The organism is Pseudooceanicola nanhaiensis, assembly GCF_020171315.1.
GTDB lineage: Bacteria > Pseudomonadota > Alphaproteobacteria > Rhodobacterales > Rhodobacteraceae > Pseudooceanicola > Pseudooceanicola nanhaiensis_A.
Window position 1 is genome coordinate 134,459 of record NZ_JAIUZP010000004.1, and the last position, 17,810, is coordinate 152,268.

Annotated in this window: 16 protein-coding genes and 1 tRNA gene; 3 read left to right on the top strand and 14 right to left on the bottom strand. The window is 66.6% G+C overall.

Annotated elements, in window-relative coordinates; genetic code table 11:
• Positions 1-476 precede the first annotated feature (476 nt).
• Together LCM32_RS05590 and LCM32_RS05595 are read left to right on the top strand one after the other, a co-directional pair.
• Positions 477-5,078 carry a beta strand repeat-containing protein gene (locus LCM32_RS05590; protein WP_224820081.1) on the top strand — a complete coding sequence of 1,534 codons (4,602 nt, stop codon included), beginning with the start codon at positions 477-479 and terminating at the stop codon, positions 5,076-5,078.
• Positions 5,079-5,346: 268 nt separating this feature from the next.
• Positions 5,347-6,471, top strand: coding sequence for an aromatic ring-hydroxylating oxygenase subunit alpha (locus tag LCM32_RS05595; protein ID WP_224820082.1), 1,125 nt, complete (start codon positions 5,347-5,349; stop codon positions 6,469-6,471).
• Positions 6,472-6,579: 108 nt separating this feature from the next.
• Here LCM32_RS05595 and LCM32_RS05600 read toward each other — a convergent pair.
• From LCM32_RS05600 to LCM32_RS05665, 14 genes are all read right to left on the bottom strand, one after another.
• Positions 6,580-6,656, bottom strand: a tRNA-Arg gene (locus tag LCM32_RS05600).
• A 160-nt stretch (positions 6,657-6,816) separates the two neighbouring features.
• Positions 6,817-7,830 carry an acetylserotonin O-methyltransferase gene (locus LCM32_RS05605; protein ID WP_224820083.1) on the bottom strand — a complete coding sequence of 338 codons (1,014 nt, stop codon included), beginning with the start codon at positions 7,828-7,830 and terminating at the stop codon, positions 6,817-6,819.
• A gap of 244 nt (positions 7,831-8,074) precedes the next feature.
• The gene (locus tag LCM32_RS05610) at positions 8,075-9,295 is read right to left on the bottom strand and encodes a cysteine desulfurase (protein WP_224820084.1); all 1,221 of its coding nucleotides are present in this window, start codon (positions 9,293-9,295) and stop codon (positions 8,075-8,077) included.
• Positions 9,295-9,876 (bottom strand): YIP1 family protein, encoded by a 582-nt coding sequence (locus LCM32_RS05615; protein WP_224820085.1) that lies wholly within the window; start codon positions 9,874-9,876, stop codon positions 9,295-9,297. The genes LCM32_RS05610 and LCM32_RS05615 overlap by 1 nt, the downstream gene beginning before the upstream one ends.
• Before the next feature lie 2 nt (positions 9,877-9,878).
• Entirely contained in the window at positions 9,879-10,391 is a 513-nt protein-coding gene (locus LCM32_RS05620) for a YIP1 family protein (RefSeq protein WP_224820086.1), read from the bottom strand.
• Entirely contained in the window at positions 10,391-11,692 is a 1,302-nt protein-coding gene (gene sufD, locus LCM32_RS05625; RefSeq protein ID WP_224820087.1) for a Fe-S cluster assembly protein SufD, read from the bottom strand. Before sufD ends, LCM32_RS05620 begins: the two co-directional genes overlap by 1 nt.
• Positions 11,692-12,447, bottom strand: a complete 756-nt coding sequence (gene sufC, locus LCM32_RS05630; RefSeq protein WP_224820467.1) for a Fe-S cluster assembly ATPase SufC — start codon at positions 12,445-12,447, stop codon at positions 11,692-11,694. The genes sufD and sufC overlap by 1 nt, the downstream gene beginning before the upstream one ends.
• A 25-nt stretch (positions 12,448-12,472) precedes the next feature.
• Positions 12,473-13,069 (bottom strand): hypothetical protein, encoded by a 597-nt coding sequence (locus tag LCM32_RS05635; RefSeq protein WP_224820088.1) that lies wholly within the window; start codon positions 13,067-13,069, stop codon positions 12,473-12,475.
• 13 nt (positions 13,070-13,082) lie between these two features.
• Positions 13,083-13,397: a heavy metal-binding domain-containing protein gene (locus tag LCM32_RS05640; RefSeq protein WP_224820089.1), complete on the bottom strand. Its 315-nt coding sequence runs from the start codon at positions 13,395-13,397 to the stop codon at positions 13,083-13,085.
• Positions 13,398-13,423: 26 nt separating this feature from the next.
• The gene (locus LCM32_RS05645) at positions 13,424-13,618 is read right to left on the bottom strand and encodes a hypothetical protein (RefSeq protein WP_224820090.1); all 195 of its coding nucleotides are present in this window, start codon (positions 13,616-13,618) and stop codon (positions 13,424-13,426) included.
• Positions 13,615-13,806 (bottom strand): hypothetical protein, encoded by a 192-nt coding sequence (locus LCM32_RS05650; RefSeq protein ID WP_224820091.1) that lies wholly within the window; start codon positions 13,804-13,806, stop codon positions 13,615-13,617. The genes LCM32_RS05645 and LCM32_RS05650 overlap by 4 nt, the downstream gene beginning before the upstream one ends.
• A 2-nt stretch (positions 13,807-13,808) precedes the next feature.
• Positions 13,809-15,347 carry a Fe-S cluster assembly protein SufB gene (gene sufB, locus LCM32_RS05655; protein ID WP_224820092.1) on the bottom strand — a complete coding sequence of 513 codons (1,539 nt, stop codon included), beginning with the start codon at positions 15,345-15,347 and terminating at the stop codon, positions 13,809-13,811.
• Positions 15,348-15,363: 16 nt separating this feature from the next.
• Positions 15,364-16,410: a cysteine desulfurase family protein gene (locus tag LCM32_RS05660; protein ID WP_224820093.1), complete on the bottom strand. Its 1,047-nt coding sequence runs from the start codon at positions 16,408-16,410 to the stop codon at positions 15,364-15,366.
• Positions 16,411-16,498: 88 nt separating this feature from the next.
• Positions 16,499-16,993 carry an Rrf2 family transcriptional regulator gene (locus LCM32_RS05665; protein ID WP_224820094.1) on the bottom strand — a complete coding sequence of 165 codons (495 nt, stop codon included), beginning with the start codon at positions 16,991-16,993 and terminating at the stop codon, positions 16,499-16,501.
• A gap of 163 nt (positions 16,994-17,156) precedes the next feature.
• Here LCM32_RS05665 and LCM32_RS05670 point away from each other — a divergent pair, with 163 nt between their 5' ends.
• Positions 17,157-17,810, top strand: coding sequence for an alpha/beta hydrolase (locus LCM32_RS05670; protein ID WP_222489615.1), 654 nt, complete (start codon positions 17,157-17,159; stop codon positions 17,808-17,810).

Below are 17,810 nucleotides of genomic sequence, written 5' to 3' on the forward strand. Positions count from 1 at the left end.
TGCCCGCCCCTTTTCGATGGCCCCGTGGCCACCCGGCGGACCGCCGGAAACGACCACCGGTTCAACGGCCTGACGCCCGAAAACAGGCCAACGCGCGACGGCAGAGCCAGCTTTCAACCATGCCGCCCCCGCTTGCGCGGGCGGCCCCCAATCGCGTTGCCCCGGCCGCTGGTCAAAAATCAACCTATTGGTGTTATTGCAAAATTTCGATCCCCATTAGGCTGACAACCCCCAATTGGGGGAATTCAGGGTTGCCCCAATTCGGGCCAAAATGAGATACTTCCCCTAAGGCCGGCAAATTTTCGCCGACAAAGGCTCGCCTATCTTTCTAAGGTTCATACTCGGGGGAAGCGATTATGACGTTGTACTCAAAAGGAATTCCGGGAACTCAGCTTTCAGGTGGCGGCGCAGTCCCGACCAAAAACGGACAGGCAGAGGCGATTCCCCTCTCCGCGCCCCCCTGGGATGTCAGCGGTTTGAACATCGGGGCGTTCGAGACCGTCCAGGAATTGCTGAGCTCCGATGGCACGAACAGCTACATCACCACCTATTCCAACGGCGTTGCCTCGATCTACGTGATCAACGGCGTTGGCGACCACACCACCCTGACCGCGTCGGACTTCATCTTTGCCAGCGGCACCGGCTACAACCTCATCGCGGGCACCAGCGGACGCGACGACATCTTCGGTGCAGACGGGGGAGACTACCTGCGCGGCTATGACGGCGGGGACAGGATCTTCGGCGAAAGCGGCGACGACTCGATCTACGGCGCCTACAGCACGTCGAATGACACCGGCGACGGCGACGACACGCTCTTCGGCGGATCGGGCAACGACTACCTGCACGGCAATTTCGGCGACGATCTTCTCTACGGCGGCACGGACAACGACACCCTCGTCGGCGGCCTCGGCAATGACCTTCTCGAAGGCGGGGACGGCGACGATTCCCTCGTGGACGGTGCGGGCGACAACACGCTGACCGGCGGCGCGGGCGCGGATATCTTTGCCGCGAATACCTCCACCTACTCCGGCCCGAACGAAGTCGACACGATCACCGATTTCAGCAAGGCCGAGGGCGATCGGATCGACGTCAGCGAGCTCAACATCGGGGACTTCGCCACGGTGCAGCAGCTGCTCAGCTCCTCCAACGGCGATACGGTCTTCTCGTTCTTCAGGGACGGCGTTGAACATTCGACGGTCCTCGAAGGGATCTCCAACCCCGGCAGCCTGAGCGCAGGCGATTTCATCTTCGCCACCGGGACCGGCTACAACCTGGTCAGCGGCAGCAACGACCGCGATGATCTCTTCGGTGCAGACAGCGGCGATTACATCCGCGGCTACGACGGCGCGGACCGCCTCTTCGGGGAAGACGGCGACGACTCGATCTACGGCGCCTACAGCACGTCGAATGACACCGGCGACGGCAACGACACGCTCTTCGGCGGATCGGGCAACGACTACCTGCACGGCAACTACGGTGAAGACACGCTCTATGGCGGGACCGGTAACGATACGCTGATCGGCGCCTTCGGCGACGACCTCATGATCGGCGGTTCGGGGGACGACTTCTTCTCGGACGGCGTCGGCAACAACACCATGACCGGCGGGGCCGGTGCGGATATCTTTGCCGCGAACACCACGGAAGATGTCGGCGTGAACGAGGCCGACACGGTCACCGACTTCAACACCGCCCAGGGCGACCGGATCGACGTCAGCGCGCTGAACATCGGCGACTTCGCCACGGTCGAGCGGCTGCTCAGCTCCAGCGGCGGCAATTCGACCCTGAGCGTCTTCTACGCCGGCGAAGAATCGCAGACCATCCTTCAGGGGATCGCGAACGCCGGTGCGCTCGACGCGGGTGATTTCATCTTTGCCACGGGCACCGGATACGACCTGCGCACGGGCACGAGCCAGCGTGACGACCTCTTCGGCGCGGATGCCGGTGACTACCTGCGCGGGAACGATGCCGGGGATCGCCTCTTCGGCGAAGAGGGCGACGATACGCTCTACGGCGCCTACAGTTCCTCCAACGACACCGGGGACGGCGCCGACACGATCTATGGCGGTGCGGGCAACGACTACCTGCACGGCAACTACGGCGATGACCTGCTCTATGGCGACGGCGACGACGACACGCTGGTCGGCGGCCAGGGCGACGACCTTCTCCTCGGCGGTGGAGGGGCGGACTACCTGACGGACGGCACCGGGGAGAACACGCTGACCGGCGGGGCTGGCGCGGATATCTTCGAGGCGAACAGCACCGACAGCACCGCGGTCAACGATGTCGACCTGATCAGCGACTTCAGCCAGGCACAGGGCGACCGGATCGACGTCAGCAACCTGAACATCGGGGACTTCGCCACGGTGCAGCAACTGCTGGAGGCCGACAGCGGCGACACGCTGATCCGCGTCTACTATGGCGGCGAAGAAAACGTGACCCGGCTTCAGGGGCTTGCCGATCCCGGCTCGCTCACGGCGGCTGATTTCATCTTTGCCACGGGCACCGGCTACAACCTGCGCACCGGGACCAGCAGCCGCGACGACATCTTCGGCGCCGATGGCGGCGACTACCTGCGCGGCAATGACGCCGGGGATCGCCTCTTTGGCGAAGAGGGCGACGACACGCTCTACGGTGCCTACAGCACCACCAACGACACCGGGGACGGTGACGACACGATCTTCGGCGGTGCGGGCAACGACTACCTGCACGGCAACTACGGCAATGACATCCTCGACGGCGGCGAAGGCGACGACACGCTGATCGGCGGCCAGATGGCGGACACCTTCATCGCGGCAGGCCCCGACACGCTGGCCGAGACCGACCGGATCGAGGATTTCGACGTCGCGGAGGACAAGTTCGATGTCAGCGGCCTCGGCATCGGGGACTATGCCACCGTGCAGGAACTGCTGTCGGGCAACGGGCTGGATGCGGTCTTCACGGTGACCTGGGCCGGGGTGGACACCTCGACGGTCTTCGTCGGCGGCGTGGGCTTCCCCTTCACCGCGGCCAACTTCGTCTTTGACACCTCGGTGTCCCATGACTGGATCGGCGGCACCGGACAGGCCGATCAGCTTTTCGGCGGCTTTGGCAATGACACGCTGTCGGGCGGCGGCAATGCCGATACGCTCTTCGGCGAAGGCGGCGGCGACAGCCTCGCGGGCGATGGCGGCGGCGATGTGCTCTTCGGGGGCGACGGTGCCGATACGCTGAACGGTGGCGCGGGCGCGGACGAGATGCGCGGTGGCGCGGGCTTCGACATGGCCGACTACCGCAACAGCGGCGGCCCGGTCACGGTTTCGCTGGGCAGCGGCACCGGCGTGGGCGGCGAGGCGAACGGCGACACGCTCTTCGCGATCGAGGGCATCTTCGGCTCGGCCTTCGCGGATAACCTCACCGGCGCGGGCACCGCGAACCTGCTGGAGGGCAACGACGGCAACGACACGCTCAATGGTGCCGGCGGCGACGATACGCTGGACGGCGGCACCGGCAACGACCTGCTCTATGGCGGCACCGGCTCCGACAGCCTGCTGGGCGGGGACGGCAACGACACGCTCGACGGCAGCAGCGGCACCGGGGCGGGCTATGACGCCGCGCCGGACACGCTGCTTGGCGGGGCGGGCAACGACCTGCTGCGCTATTCCCAGACCGGGACCGGCGTGTCGGGCAATGTCTTCAACGGTGGCGGCGGGACGGATACCTTCGCGCTCGTCTCCAGCCTCAACCGGGTGATCGACCTTGGCGCGGGCCAGTTCCGCGGCACGGGCGGTGCGGTGCTTGGCGGGATCGTGGCGATCGAGAACGTGGAGGTCTCCAACGCCTCCACCGTGATCGGCGACGCCGGTGCAAACCTCGTCATCGGCAACGGCGGCTATGACAACCTCTTCGAGGGCGGTGCTGGCGCCGATACGCTGGACGGCGGCAATGGCAACGACACGCTGGATGGCGGCGACGGGGCAGACAGCCTCTTGGGCGGCGGCGGCGATGACGACCTGATCGGGGGCAATGGCGCCGATACGCTGATCGGCAACGACGGCGCGGACACGCTGCGCGGCGGGGTCGGAAACGACCTGCTCAACGGCGGCCTCGCCGATGACCTGCTCCTCGGCTGGACGGGCAGCGACACGCTGATCGGTGCCAATGGCGACGACGACCTTGATGGCGGAGACGGCAACGACAGCCTGCTCGGCGATGCCGGCAGCGATACGCTGGCCGGTGGCAGTGGCGATGACACGCTGGAAGGCGGAGACGGTGCGGATGAGCTGATTGGGGGCGCCGATGACGACCTCCTCGATGGCGGCACCGGGGACGACGACCTGCAGGGCAGCGCCGGCAACGACACGCTGCTTGGCGGAACCGGAGACGACACCCTCAACGGCGGCAGCGGCGCGGACAGCCTGAACGGCGGCACCGATGACGACACGCTCCTCGGCGGGGCCGGCAACGACACGTTGCTGGGCGGCACCGGCAAGGACGAGCTGGACGGCGAGGACGGCAACGACCTGCTCTCTGGCGAGGGCAGCGGCGACGTTCTGCGCGGCGGCTCGGGCGACGACACGGTGGATGGCGGCTTCGGCTTCGACAGGCTCTACGGCGACGACGGCAACGACCTGCTCGACGGCGGCGGCGACAACGACAAGATCAACGGCGGCCTCGGCTCCGACACGATCCTTGGCGGCGACGGCGACGACCTTCTGCGGGGCGGTTCCGGCTTCGGCTGGGACCTGCTGGAAGGCGGCGATGGCGACGACCAGCTTCGTGGTGGTGGCGGCAACGACACGCTCATCGGGGGGGCTGGCGACGATACGCTGAAAGGCGCCGGCGGGATCGACACCTTCATCTTCGCGGATGGCTTCGGCAACGACACGCTGGTCGGCTTCGATGCGGATGACGCCGAGAAGATCGACCTCTCCGGCGTGACCGAGATCGTCAGCTTCTGGGACCTGCTGAACAACCACCTCGTCAATGACGGGGGCACGGCGGTGATCGTGGCAGGCACGGACGAGATCTACCTGCGCAACACCGCCTTCAGCGATGTGGGCTATGTCGCGCCGATCTCGGCGGACGACTTCATCTTCTGATCGCGGCCCGCGACCGCATCCCGCGGCCCGCCCCAACCGGGGCGGGCCGTTTTCGCGCCACCTGTCCGGTCCCCGACGCGCAGGCCGCCGCCCCTGCCCCGCAGACCAACCCGCATTGCGCAGCTTGTTGGCATACAAACAAGCTCTGCGACCAAAAAACGCCGTGGCGCTTCCCCTGCGGAAACACTTCTCTTGCCAGCGGCCCCGTTCCGGGCGGAAGCTTTCGGCGGACCCAGCGGGTCCCGCATCTGCCGGAAGGAGGCCGCCCATGAACATCCATGATCCCGCAGCCGAGCTGCGCGCCAACGTCGCCCTGCCCTTCGATCAGGCCCGCGCCATGCCGGTCTCGGTCTATACCTCGCCCGACTTCATGGCGCTGGAGCAGGAACACGTCTTTGCCAAGTCTTGGCTCTGCGCCGGGCGTGCGGACGCGCTGAAGGACCCGGGCGACTACCTGACGATGGAGATCGCGGGCGACCCGGTTCTGATCCTGCGGGACCGGGAGGGCGCGCTGCGCGCCATGTCCAACACCTGCCGCCACCGGATGTCGACCCTGCTGGAAGGGCGCGGCAACGTGCGTGTCATCACCTGCCCCTACCACGCCTGGACTTATTCGCTCGACGGCTCGCTGCGCGGGGCGCCCGCGATGGACATGAACAAGGGCTTCTGCAAGGCCGATCACGGGCTGCCCGCGATCCGCTGCGTCGACTGGCAGGGCTGGATCATGGTCACCCTCAACCCCGACCTGCCCGACCCGGCCGAGCAACTGGCCGAGGTCGATGACCTCGTCGGCTACCTCGACATGAGCCGCTACGTGGAGACCTTCCGCGAGGACCACCTCTGGGACACCAACTGGAAGATCCTCGCCGAGAATTTCATGGAGAGCTATCACCTGCCCATGTGCCACGGCGGGACCATCGGCGGCGCGGTGGACCTGCGCAAGATGACCTGTCCCGAGGGCAAGGCCGCCTTCAACTACCACCACATCCTCAAGGACGATTCGATCGCCCTCTCCATCGCCCACAAGGACAACACGACCCTTGAGGGAGAAGACCGCTATCGCACATGGCTGATGGCGATCTATCCTTCGCTGCTGATCACCCTGACGCCGGGGTATTTCTGGTACCTCTGCCTCGCCCCCGGGGCGGAGCCCGGCAAGGTCAAGATCGTCTACGGCGGCGGGCTGCATCCCGACTTCGCCGCCGATCCCGAGGCCGAGGCCCATTTCGCCACGCTGAAGGGGCTGCTGGACCACGTGAACGACGAGGATCGCGGCTGTACCGAGCGGGTCTGGAACGGCATGCAGGGCCGCCTCGCCGTGCCGGGCTCTCTCAGCCACCTCGAGCGCCCGAACTACGAGTTCGCCCGCTGGATCGCGGCACAGATGCCCTGACGGCCGCACCGACCCTGCCTGCCGTCGGCACCGCCGATGGCGGGCAGCGGGACGCGCACAGCGCAAAACGAAAGCCAGGCAGCGATATCAAGGGGATGTGCGGGGAAGTGGCGCACCCGAGAGGATTCGAACCTCTGGCCTCTGCCTTCGGAGGGCAGCGCTCTATCCAGCTGAGCTACGGGTGCGTGTCGCGGTGACTTACCCCATCACCGGGACCCGCGCAATGGGGTAAGTCGATTTCCTTGGGGACAGTTTTCATGCCGGCCACGCCGGGCCTGAGCCCGGGCGGAACGGGCCGCGCGGCGGCGGGAATGCCCTGCCCCGTGGCCCGGGCGGCGGCCTGCGTCAGTCCGGTTTCACGCCCTGCGCCAGCATGGTCATCTCGGGGATCATCGTCCCGACGGAGGCCTGTTCGAAGCCCGCGGCGGTCAGCGCCTCTTCCAGCCAGCCCGCGTCGAGCGACCGCGCCTCGGGGGTGAAGGCGGTGTGCTGCAACTGCCAGAGCGCCGCCAGCTTGGGCCCGGACCGGTCCGCATCCACCACGAAATCGTGGATCAGCAGCCGCCCGCCGGGTTTGAGCGCGTCATAGGCGCGCTTGATCAGGTCCTCGTGGGCCTCGCCGGGCACGCCGGAGAAGAGATAGGACATGAGCACCACGTCCTGCCCGCCCGGAAAGCCCGTCTCCAGCGCGTTGCCGTCGTCGTAGATCACCCGGTCGGAAAGCCCCGCCTCGGCCACGTAGCGGCGCCCGAGGGCGGCGACGTTGGGAAACTCCAGCACGGTCGCCTTGAGCTGCGGGTTCTTCTGGCAGAGCGTGATCGCGAAGGCGCCGGTGCCGCCGCCCACGTCCAGCATCGCCTCCGCCTGCGACAGGTCCAGCGCCTTGGCCAGCTGCCGTGCCGGCCCGAGCGAACCCGCGTGCTGGCTCTCGGAATAGAGCCTGGCCTCTTCCGGGTCCGAGAACCATTCGGCGTAGGAGCCGGTGTCCTCCTCCTTCAGCTTGCCCTGCAGGGCATCCTCGATCTGGTCGAGCAGCGGATACATCTGCTTGCCGACCTGCAATTCGAGATAGGGGCCGAAGTCGTATTTCGCCCCCTTCACGAGGAAGGCCTCGGAGGCGGGCGCATTGGAGAACTTGCCATCCTCCACCGCCACAAGGCCAAGGCCCGCGAGGCTCGTGAGCAGCGTCATCATGGCGTCTTCGCCGATCCCGGCGGCCTCGGCCAACTCAGCGGCGGTCTTTTCCCCGCCCGAGAGATGGGTGAACACCCCGAATTGCAAGGCCGAGAAGAGTGCCTTCGATCCCATGAATCCAAAGGCGATATCGGAAATCTCGTCGGCGTTCTGCGCAAGGGGCATCCCTGTCTCCTTCTGTCGTTACCCTGAGGGCATGCTACAGGACATAGGCCAGATGAAAACCGCTCAAGGTCGCAAACAGGACATTCGATGACGTTTTCCGCCGCCCTGCCCGTTTCTTGACGTCGGCGTCCCCTGCCCTTCGGGGCGAAAATTGCGCCCCGAAAACGACTTCGGGCCCGATCTTCACATGGGAAGACCGGGCCCGGGCATGGCAGCCTCTGCCGCAAGAGTTTTCTGCGCGGCCTCAGGCGAAGAGATCGTGGGCCAGTTCCAGCGCCTCGATCAGCGCGTCCACCTCGGCGCGGGTGTTGTACATCCCGAAGGAGGCCCGGCAGGTGGCGGTGACGCCCAGATGCTCCATCAGCGGCCCGGCACAGTGGTGCCCGGCGCGGACGGCAACGCCCTTCTTGTCGAGGATGGTCGAGATGTCATGCGGATGCGCCGCCCCGTCGAGGGTGAGCGAGAAGATCGCGGCCTTGCCCGGGGCCTGCCCCTGAATGTTGATCCAGTTCAGCCCCTTGAACTTCTCGGTCGCATAGGCCGCGAGGTCCGCCTCATGGGCCGCAATCGCCTCCATGCCGACACCGGTCATGTAGTCGAGCGCCACGCCAAGGCCGATCATCTGGACGATGCCCGGCGTGCCGGCCTCGAACTTCAGCGGCGGCTCGGCATAGCAGATGCCGTCGCGGGTGACTTCCTTGATCATGTCGCCGCCGCCGAGGAAGGGACGCATCTCCTCCATCCGCTCGGCCTTGATATAGATCGCGCCAGAGCCGGAGGGGCCATAGAGTTTGTGCCCGGTGATGGCGTAAAAATCGCAGCCGATGTCCTGCACGTCCACGGGCATGTGCACCGCGCCCTGCGAGCCGTCCACGAGCACGGGCACACCGGCGGCGCGGGCCCCGGCGCAGATCGTCTTCACGTCGACGATGGTGCCCAGCACGTTGGAACACTGGGTCACGGCGATCAGCTTGGTCCGGGGCCCGATGGCCTCCAGCACCTTCTGCGGGTTGAAGGAGCCGTCGGCCTCGGGCTCGATCCACTTCAGCACGACACCCTGACGTTCGCGCAGGAAATGCCACGGCACGATATTGGCGTGATGCTCCATCACGGAGAGGATGATCTCATCCCCTTCCTTCAGGCGCGGCGCGGCCCAGCCGTAGGAGACCATGTTGATCCCCTCGGTGGTGCCCGAGTTCATGACGATCTCATCCTCGGAGGCGGCGTTGAGGAAGCGCGCGATCTTGCCGCGCACGGCCTCGTACTTCTCGGTCGCGAGGTTGGACAGGAAGTGCAGGCCGCGGTGCACGTTGGCGTATTCCATGGAATAGGCCTGCGTGATCGCGTCGATCACCACCTGCGGCTTCTGCGCCGAGGCGCCATTGTCGAGGTAGACCAGCGGCACGCCGTTCACCTCCCGCGACAGGATCGGGAAGTCGGCGCGGATGGCGTTGACGTCATACATCAGAGGGTTCCTTCAACGGTCGCGGGGGCGACGCCGAAGGCCGCCAGCACGAAGGAGAGCAGAAAGGCCAGCAGCAGGCCGGTCATCAGCATCAGCGCGGCCGGTTTGCCCCAGCCGGTAAAGCCATGGACGGCGGCCAGGAAACCGCCGAGGACGAAGAGCCCCCAGAACCCTGCCGCCATGCCCAGCAGGCCGCCGAGCATCGGGATCAGCAGCGAGATCGCGCTGACTGCCAGTTGCGCCGCGAGACGCAGCGCCTGAAGCCAGACGACGACCAGTGCCATGTCCCCCAGCAGCGCGGTGCCGCCCAGAAGACGGCCGGCCTGCATCATGATCACGGTCATGCCGACCATGGCCGTGCCGATCAGCCCGGCCAGGGCGAAGGGCGAGCGCAGCATCGGCGGCAACACGTCCACCGGCGCGAAGAGCAGCCCGTAAAGAATGCCGTTCAGCACCGCCAGCAGGCCCATGGCCGTCCAGACGGCGCTCTGCGGCGGGCGCAGGCTCAGCAGCTGGCGCCCGGCCTTGCCCGGTTCCACCAGCGACATCAGCACCAGCGCCTTGATCTCGTCGAAACTCATCGTCACTCCTGTCCGGTCGCGGCCCCTGCGGGTGCGAGGGGCCATTCGGCCACCCGCATGCCTGCGATCCAGAACCACAGGAAGACGGCCAGCCATGCCAGCCCCACGAGGTCGAGCGCCGGACCGGGCCCGATGAAGCCTGCCACCATGCCATGGAGCAGCAACATCGGCGCGGAGGCGAGGATCGACCAGAAGAGCGCCATGCGCGCGGTGTAGAATGTCCCGCGTCCGCCCGCAATCCGCGCCCCCACGTGCGCCACCGCGGCGATGCCGTAAAGCAGCAGCGGCGCAAGGAAGACCCAGGCCATCAGCGTGGAGCCGAGCAGCGGGCTCAGCTCCGCGCCGGTGAGAAAGGCCTCACGCGACAGCCGCGGCCATTGCGCCACGAAGATCAGCACGCAGCCCGCCATCAGCGTGGCCAGCGCCCTGTCCTCGCGCTCCCCTGCCCGGAGGTGGCGGCGCAGAACCGCCCCCGGCCTCCGGTAGGTGGCCGCGATGTCGCGCAGGATCGACATCAGCCGCGACGCCGCTCCAGCCAGCCTTCAAGGCGGGCAAGGATCAGGCCCGACAGCTCTTCGCTGTCGATCTCGTCCAGCGCCTCTGCGAGGAAGGCCAGCGTCAGCAGGTTGGTCGCCTGATCCGTCGGCACCCCGCGCGAGCGCAGGTAGAAGAGCGCGGTCTCGTCGATCGCACCGGAGGTCGAGCCGTGCGAGCAGGCCACGTCATCGGCGTAGATCTCGAGCTCCGGCTTGGCGAGGAACTGGCTGTCATCGTCCAGCAGAAGCGACTGGCTGATCTGGTAGCCATCGGTCTTCTGCGCGCCTTCCTTCACGAGGATCTTGCCCTGGAAGACACCCACGGCGCCGTTGCGCAGCACCTTCTTAAAGACCTGGCGGCTTTCGCAGTTCACCGCGTCATGGGTCACGAAGACGGTGTCGTCGTGGTGGAAGTCGCCATCGCCAAGCGCCGCACCGGCCACGTGGGCCACCGCGTCATCGCCGGTCAGCTCGATCACGCAGTCGTTGCGCGTCAGCACGCCGTTCATGGTGACGGTGAAGCTCTTGAACACGCTCTCACGGCCGAGGCGCGCGAAGATGTGGGTCACGGCGCGGCGTTCGTGGTCGCGGGCCTGGGTCCGGACGTGGTGGAAGGTCGCCTCGTCGGCCACCTCGACCTCCAGCACCTTGTTGAAGCGCGCGGCCGCCGGGCCGTTCTCCAGCAGGGTCATCTCGCCGCCCTGCTCCACTTTCACGACGTGGTGCAGGATCGCCTCGGAGGCTTCGCTCTCGCGGCGGTAGATCAGGCTGACGGGCTTGGAGACCTTGCCGGTGACGCGGATCAGCACGCCATCGGTGGCAAAGGCCGTGTTCAGCGCGGCAAGCGGACGTTCCACCGGGGTCTGACCGTTGGTTTCCAGCGTGCCATAGAGGTCGCGGGCCCAGTGCAGATCGGTCGCGCCGGCCTCGGCCAGACGCTCGATGGTCAGGCCTTCCAGCGCGAAATCGTCTGAGGCCTCGGCGTCGAACTTGCCAGCGGTGAAGACGATCTTGAGGCGGTCCACCTCGTCGAACATCGGCGGCTCGTCATCGTGGAAGAGCGCGGCGGGCGTCACCTCGGGCGAGATCAGCGTCTCGGGGCGGGTCCACTTCCAGTATTCGTCCCGGGGGCCGGGCAGCGCCATGGCACGGACGCGGCTCAGCGCGTCAGCGCGCAGGCCGTCCAGCCAGCCGCCGGTTTCGGGCAGGGTCAGCGTCGCAAGACGGGCTTCGGTCGCCTCGTCCTTGCGCGCGCGCAGGGCAACTTTGGGCGATTGCATCAGGCTTCCTCCGCCAGGATGTCCGCATAGCCGTTCTTCTCGACTTCCAGCGCCAGCTCGGGGCCACCGGTCTTGATGATGCGGCCGTTCGCCATGATGTGCACGACGTCCGGTTTGATGTGGTCCAGAAGACGCTGGTAGTGGGTGATCACGAGGAAGCCGCGGCCTTCGTCGCGCAGCGCGTTCACGCCGTCGGAGACCAGTTTCATCGCGTCCACGTCGAGGCCCGAGTCGGTCTCGTCGAGGATGCACATCTTCGGCTCCAGTACGGCCATCTGCAGGATCTCGTTCCGCTTCTTCTCACCGCCCGAGAAGCCGACGTTGACGGGACGCTTCAGCATCTCGGCGTCGATCTTCAGGGTCTTGGCCTTCTCGCGCACCAGCTTGAGGAAGTCGGTCGCGCTGATCTCGTCCTCGCCGCGGGCCTTGCGCTGTGCGTTCAGGGCGGTGCGCAGGAAGGTCATGTTGCCGACGCCGGGGATTTCCACCGGATACTGGAACGCAAGGAAGAGGCCCGCCGCGGCGCGCTCTTCGGGTTCCGCCTCCAGCAGGTCCTCGCCTTCCAGCGTGGCCGAGCCTTCGGTCACTTCATAGCCGTCGCGGCCCGACAGGACGTAGGACAGGGTCGACTTGCCCGAACCGTTCGGGCCCATGATCGCATGTACCTTGCCCGCCTCGACGGTCAGGTTCACACCCTTGAGGATCTGCTTGTCCTCTTCTTCCAGCTTCACGTGGAGGTTCTTGATTTCCAGCATATCTTTCATCCTTTGCAGGCAGCCCTCACGGGGTCTGCATCCATTCCATGAGCCGCAGCAGGTGGTCCGCCGGGACCGGCTGCGGCGTGATATCGAACCGGGCCAGCCGGCCGGTCATGACCGGCTGCCCCAGAAATTCCTCGACCGGGCGGTATTCCGGCCGGTCACTGTAGTCATCGACCAGCAGCGCCACGGGGCGGCTGATCCGGAAGGCCGTCGCCATGGCGCAGCCGAGACGGAAACGCCCGTCCACCAGCACCACGTCAGGGTGGAACGCCAGATCGTCCCAGACCCCCAGCGGGTAGGCGGCGAAGCCGCGCCAGCCGCTGTCGTCCAGCGGATAGCCCCAGTTCTCGGTCCCGCCGATATCGGCGTGACGGACCTCCACCGCGCTTGCGGGCGGGTTCTGGGCGAACCACGCCTGCATCATCGCGGCCCAGTCGGCGTCGCTTTCCACCGCGACCACCTGCTTGCCCGGCATCTCGGCGGCCATGACGGTGGACCCGCCAGAGCCGTATTCGAGAATGCCCTGCGCCGCCCCGTAGGCGGCCCGCAGCGCCGCGGCTTCGGCCGCGGGCAGCGTCAGCTCGGGACGCGGCAGCGAGGGGGCGGTATCCGGCACGTCGCGCTCCGCCTCAGTCCAGCACCACGGCAGTCCCGGAGACCGAGACCATCAGCATCGACTGGCCCACCACCTCGTAGTCGAGATCGACCCCGACGATGGCATTGGCCCCCAGCGTCGCGGCCCGCGCCTCAAGCTCGCGGAAGGCCACGTCGCGCGCGTCCTGCAGCTTGCTCTCGTAGGCGCCCGACCGGCCCCCGATCACATCGGTGATCGAGGCGAAGAGATCGCGCACCACGTTGGCCCCCATGATCGCCTCGCCCACGACCACGCCCTTGTAGTCGGTGATCCGGCGTCCCTCGACGCTGTTGGTGGTGGTGATGATCATCCTGCCCGCTCCTGCCTTACGGTGTCTCAGCCGCTGACGTATTTCAGCGCCATCATGACGGCCATCGCCAGTGCCCCGGCGGCCAGCGCCGTCAGCACGACCGAGCCCGCCAGCAGCCCCTCGACGTTGCCCTTGCGCTTGCGCATGCCAAGGCCGATCAGGATGCCGACAAAGACGCCGATCCCGACGCCAAGCGATTGCATTGCGAGAGAGACGATCATCCGTGATCCTTTCCGATCCGGCCACGGCCGAGCGCGAAGACAGCGACCGCCGTCAGCCCGAGCACGATTGCCATGTGCAGCCGCGCCCCCTCGAACAGCCCGAGGGCCGAGGCAACCGCAACCGTCAGGCCCGCCGCCGCGAGGGCGGCCAGCACGACGGCGGCGGTGAAGGTGGCGCGGCCCGACATGATCAGCCCACCGAGCCTTCGAGCGAGATCGCCACCAACTGCTGCGCTTCCATGGCGAACTCCATCGGCAGCGCCTGCAGCACGTCGCGGCAGAAGCCGTTGACCACGAGGGCGACAGCCTCTTCCTCGTCCATGCCGCGCTGACGGCAGTAGAAGAGCTGATCGTCGTCCACCTTGGAGGTGGTCGCCTCGTGCTCGACCCGGGCCGAGTTGTTGCGCACTTCGATGTAGGGCACCGTGTGGGCGCCGCACTTGTCGCCGATCAGCAGGCTGTCACACTGGGTGTAGTTCCGCGCGTCGGTGGCTTTCTTGTGCATCGAGACCTGCCCGCGATAGGTGTTCTGGGCCCGTCCGGCCGAGATCCCTTTCGAGACGATCCGCGACTTGGTGTTCTTGCCAAGGTGGATCATCTTGGTGCCGGTGTCGGCCTGCTGCATGTTGTTGGCGATGGCGATCGAGTAGAATTCGCCCTGGCTGTCGTCGCCGCGCAGGATGCAGGACGGGTATTTCCACGTCACGGCAGAGCCGGTCTCGACCTGCGTCCACATCACCTTGGCACGGTCGCCGCGGCAATCGGCACGCTTGGTCACGAAGTTGTAGATACCGCCCTTGCCGTTCTCGTCCCCGGGGAACCAGTTCTGCACGGTGGAATACTTAACCTCGGCGTCTTCCTCGACGATGATCTCGACCACGGCGGCGTGCAGCTGCGCGGTGTCGCGCTGCGGTGCGGTGCAGCCTTCGAGGTAGGACACGTAGGAGCCCTTGTCCGCGATGATCAGCGTGCGTTCGAACTGGCCGGTGTTTTCCGCGTTGATGCGGAAATAGGTCGACAGTTCCATCGGGCAGCGCGTGTTCGGCGGCACGTAGACGAAGGACCCGTCCGAGAAGACGGCCGAGTTCAGCGTGGCGTAGAAGTTGTCGTTCACCGGCACGACCGAGCCGAGGTATTTCTTCACCAGCTCGGGGTGCTCGCGGATCGCCTCGGAGATCGAGCAGAAGATGACGCCGGCCTTCTTCAGCTCGGCCTGGAAGGTCGTACCGACCGAGACAGAGTCAAAGACGGCATCCACGGCCACGCGGCGCTCTTCCTTGCCCTCGGCGGGGGTCTCGCCCGCGCCCTCGACACCGGCGAGGATCATCTGCTCCTTCAGCGGAATGCCGAGTTTCTCGTAGGTTTCCAGCAGCTTGGGATCGACCTCGTCCAGCGACTTGGGCTTGGTCTCCATGCTCTTGGGACGGGCATAGTAATACTGCTTCTGGAAGTCGATCTCCGGGTAGTCAACCATGGCCCAATCGGGCTCTTCCTTGGTCAACCAGCGCTTGAACGCCTCCAGCCGCCACTCGGTCATCCACTCCGGCTCGCCGTTCTTGTCGCTGATCAGCCGCACGATGTCCTCGTTGAGGCCCATCGGCGCGTATTCCATCTCGATCTCGGTTTCCCAGCCGTACTTGTAGGCGTCGCCGATGTTCTTGACGGCCTCGACCGTTTCACGGTCGACGCCCTCGCGAACCTCGAGCTCTTTCTGATCGGGTGCGGTCATGTCGCTTCCTTCCGTCTCACGCCGCGCGGGCGCGGTGTTTCTCCAGCCGCGCCAGCCACGTCTGGGCAAAGCGCGCAATGTCATCGTCTGTCGTTTCGGGGCCGAGGCTGACGCGGATCGCGCTGCTGGCCTCGGTCTCGTCAAATCCATAGGCGCGCAGCACCTTGCTGGCGCGCACCTTGCCGCTGGAACAGGCCGACCCCGCCGAGATGGCGAACCCGGCAAGGTCCATCTGCATCACCTGCGTCTCGCCCTTCCAGCCGGGCGCGATCAGGCAGGAGGTGTTGGGCAGGCGTTTCGCCCCCTGCCCGGCCACGATCACCTCCGGCGCGGCCTCGGCGATCATCGCCTCCAGCCGGTCGCGGCGCGTGGCCACATCCTTCCAGACCCCGGCATCGAGGTCCTTCGCGGCGGCCTCGGCAGCGGCGCCGAAGCCCGCGATGCCGAGGATGTTCTCGGTCCCGGCCCGGCGCCCCATCTCCTGACCGCCGCCCTTCAGCTGCGCGGTCACGTCGAGGCCCCGGCGCAGCACCAGCGCCCCGATGCCCTTGGGCCCGCCCAGCTTGTGCGCCGAGACGAGGGCCATGTCGCAGCCCAGCCAGTTGAAGGCCACGGGCAGCTTGCCGAAGGCCTGCGTCATATCCGTGACGGCCAGCCCCTGCGGCAGGTCCTGAAGCACGCCCGTCTCGCTGTTGGCGAGTTGCAGGCAGGTCGCGGCAGGGTCTTCCACCGTGACGATCCCGTCGCGGCTGACCGGCAGCACCGGGTCGATCCAGGCGCCGACGGCGTCGTGTTCGATGTCCGCGCCGACCAGCCCCCGGCCCGCAAGTGCCAGTGCCGCGGCCTCGGTCGCCGAGGAGACGAAGACGATGTCCGCCCCGTCCGCCCCAAGCGCGGCCGAAACCTGCGCGCGGGCGCGTTCCACCAGCGCCTTGGCCGCCCGCCCCTCGGCATGGACCGACGAGGGGTTCCCGGCCACGTCCATCGCCGCGATCATCGCGGCGCGGGCCTCGGGCCGCAGGGGCGTGGTGGCGTTGAAATCAAGATAGGTACGCGGGGCCATCAGCGCATCCCCTCTGCCGCACCGTTCCGAAGATGGACGCTGCGTAGATCTTTAACGAGAGGCCGGGGCCCGTATGCGATGCCGCTTGTCACGCCTCGCTGACCTCTTCGGCGGGGGTGCTGTCCTCTTCGTCCACCACGGCAAAGAGCGTGGGCACGGCCGGGCACGGCGCGAGGCCGTTCTTCACCACGTCGCCGAGGCTGGTCTGGTGCAGGAAGACATAGACATGGGCCGAGAGCCCTTCCCACAGGCGGTTCGTCACCGACTGGGCGCGGCTGCCCGAGGCACCGCCGCTGGCGCCCGCCCCCTTGTGCATGGCGCTGACGGTTTCATCCACTGCCGAGAGCACGTCGACCACGCGAATCTCTGCCGCGGGCCGCGACAGGCGATAGCCGCCGCCCGGGCCGCGCACCGACACCACGAGCCCCGCCCGGCGCAGCTTGACGAAGAGCTGTTCCAGATAGGGCAGCGAGATCGACTGCCGCTTGGAAATCTCGGCCAGCGTCACAAGGCATTCCTTGGGCTGCAGCGCCATGTCCGCGAGGGCAACCATCGCATAGCGCCCCTTGGTGCTGAGTTTCATGACCGGATCTCCGTCAGAACACGCGAATGAATTGACCTCATGGCCCCCAAGCCTTATCTCGCTTGACAGCCAGTCGGTCTAACGACTGATTTAGAACCGTTCTAAGGTCGCCTACCAATTCTGTCAAGAATTAAGCCCGACCGCCGCAGGAGACAAGGCACACATGCCCGAGGTCATCTTCCCCGGACCCGAAGGCCGCCTCGAAGGCCGCTACCACCCCCAGAAAGACAAGGACGCCCCGATTGCCATCGTGCTGCACCCGCATCCTCAGTTCGGGGGCACGATGAACAACAAGGTTGTCTACAACCTTCACTACGCCTTCTATAACATGGGTTTCACCGTTCTGCGCTTCAATTTCCGCGGCGTCGGACGCAGCCAGGGCGAATACGACCAGGGCGTGGGCGAGCTGTCGGATGCGGCCTCGGCCCTCGACTACCTGCAGTCGATGAACAACAACTCCAAGCATTGCTGGGTTGCGGGCTTCTCCTTCGGGGCCTGGATCGGGATGCAGCTGCTGATGCGCCGCCCCGAGATCACCGGCTTCATCTCGGTCGCGCCGCCCGCGAACATGTACGATTTCTCGTTCCTCGCGCCCTGCCCCTCCTCGGGCCTGATCATCAACGGCACCGCCGACCGCGTGGCACCGCCCGCGGACACCACCTCGCTGGTCAGCAAGCTGCAGGAGCAGAAGGGCATCACCGTCACCCACGAGCAGATCGAGGGCGCGGGCCACTTCTTCGAAGAGCCCCACATGGACACGATGATCGGCACGGTGAGCGACTACGTGAAGCGCCGCCTGACCGAATCCACGCGCTGA

What these genes read in the sequence shown, in the direction of transcription:
- sufC (WP_224820467.1), bottom strand. Translation starts at nt 12,447, where the DNA reads ATGCTGGAAATCAAGAACCTCCACGTGAAGCTGGAAGAAGAGGACAAG.
- LCM32_RS05615 (WP_224820085.1), bottom strand. Translation starts at nt 9,876, where the DNA reads ATGAGTTTCGACGAGATCAAGGCGCTGGTGCTGATGTCGCTGGTGGAA.
- LCM32_RS05610 (WP_224820084.1), bottom strand. Translation starts at nt 9,295, where the DNA reads ATGTATGACGTCAACGCCATCCGCGCCGACTTCCCGATCCTGTCGCGG.
- LCM32_RS05595 (WP_224820082.1), top strand. Translation starts at nt 5,347, where the DNA reads ATGAACATCCATGATCCCGCAGCCGAGCTGCGCGCCAACGTCGCCCTG.
- LCM32_RS05645 (WP_224820090.1), bottom strand. Translation starts at nt 13,618, where the DNA reads ATGATCGTCTCTCTCGCAATGCAATCGCTTGGCGTCGGGATCGGCGTC.
- LCM32_RS05640 (WP_224820089.1), bottom strand. Translation starts at nt 13,397, where the DNA reads ATGATCATCACCACCACCAACAGCGTCGAGGGACGCCGGATCACCGAC.
- LCM32_RS05670 (WP_222489615.1), top strand. Translation starts at nt 17,157, where the DNA reads ATGCCCGAGGTCATCTTCCCCGGACCCGAAGGCCGCCTCGAAGGCCGC.
- LCM32_RS05605 (WP_224820083.1), bottom strand. Translation starts at nt 7,830, where the DNA reads ATGCCCCTTGCGCAGAACGCCGACGAGATTTCCGATATCGCCTTTGGA.
- LCM32_RS05650 (WP_224820091.1), bottom strand. Translation starts at nt 13,806, where the DNA reads ATGTCGGGCCGCGCCACCTTCACCGCCGCCGTCGTGCTGGCCGCCCTC.
- sufB (WP_224820092.1), bottom strand. Translation starts at nt 15,347, where the DNA reads ATGACCGCACCCGATCAGAAAGAGCTCGAGGTTCGCGAGGGCGTCGAC.
- LCM32_RS05620 (WP_224820086.1), bottom strand. Translation starts at nt 10,391, where the DNA reads ATGTCGATCCTGCGCGACATCGCGGCCACCTACCGGAGGCCGGGGGCG.
- LCM32_RS05660 (WP_224820093.1), bottom strand. Translation starts at nt 16,410, where the DNA reads ATGGCCCCGCGTACCTATCTTGATTTCAACGCCACCACGCCCCTGCGG.
- LCM32_RS05665 (WP_224820094.1), bottom strand. Translation starts at nt 16,993, where the DNA reads ATGAAACTCAGCACCAAGGGGCGCTATGCGATGGTTGCCCTCGCGGAC.
- sufD (WP_224820087.1), bottom strand. Translation starts at nt 11,692, where the DNA reads ATGCAATCGCCCAAAGTTGCCCTGCGCGCGCGCAAGGACGAGGCGACC.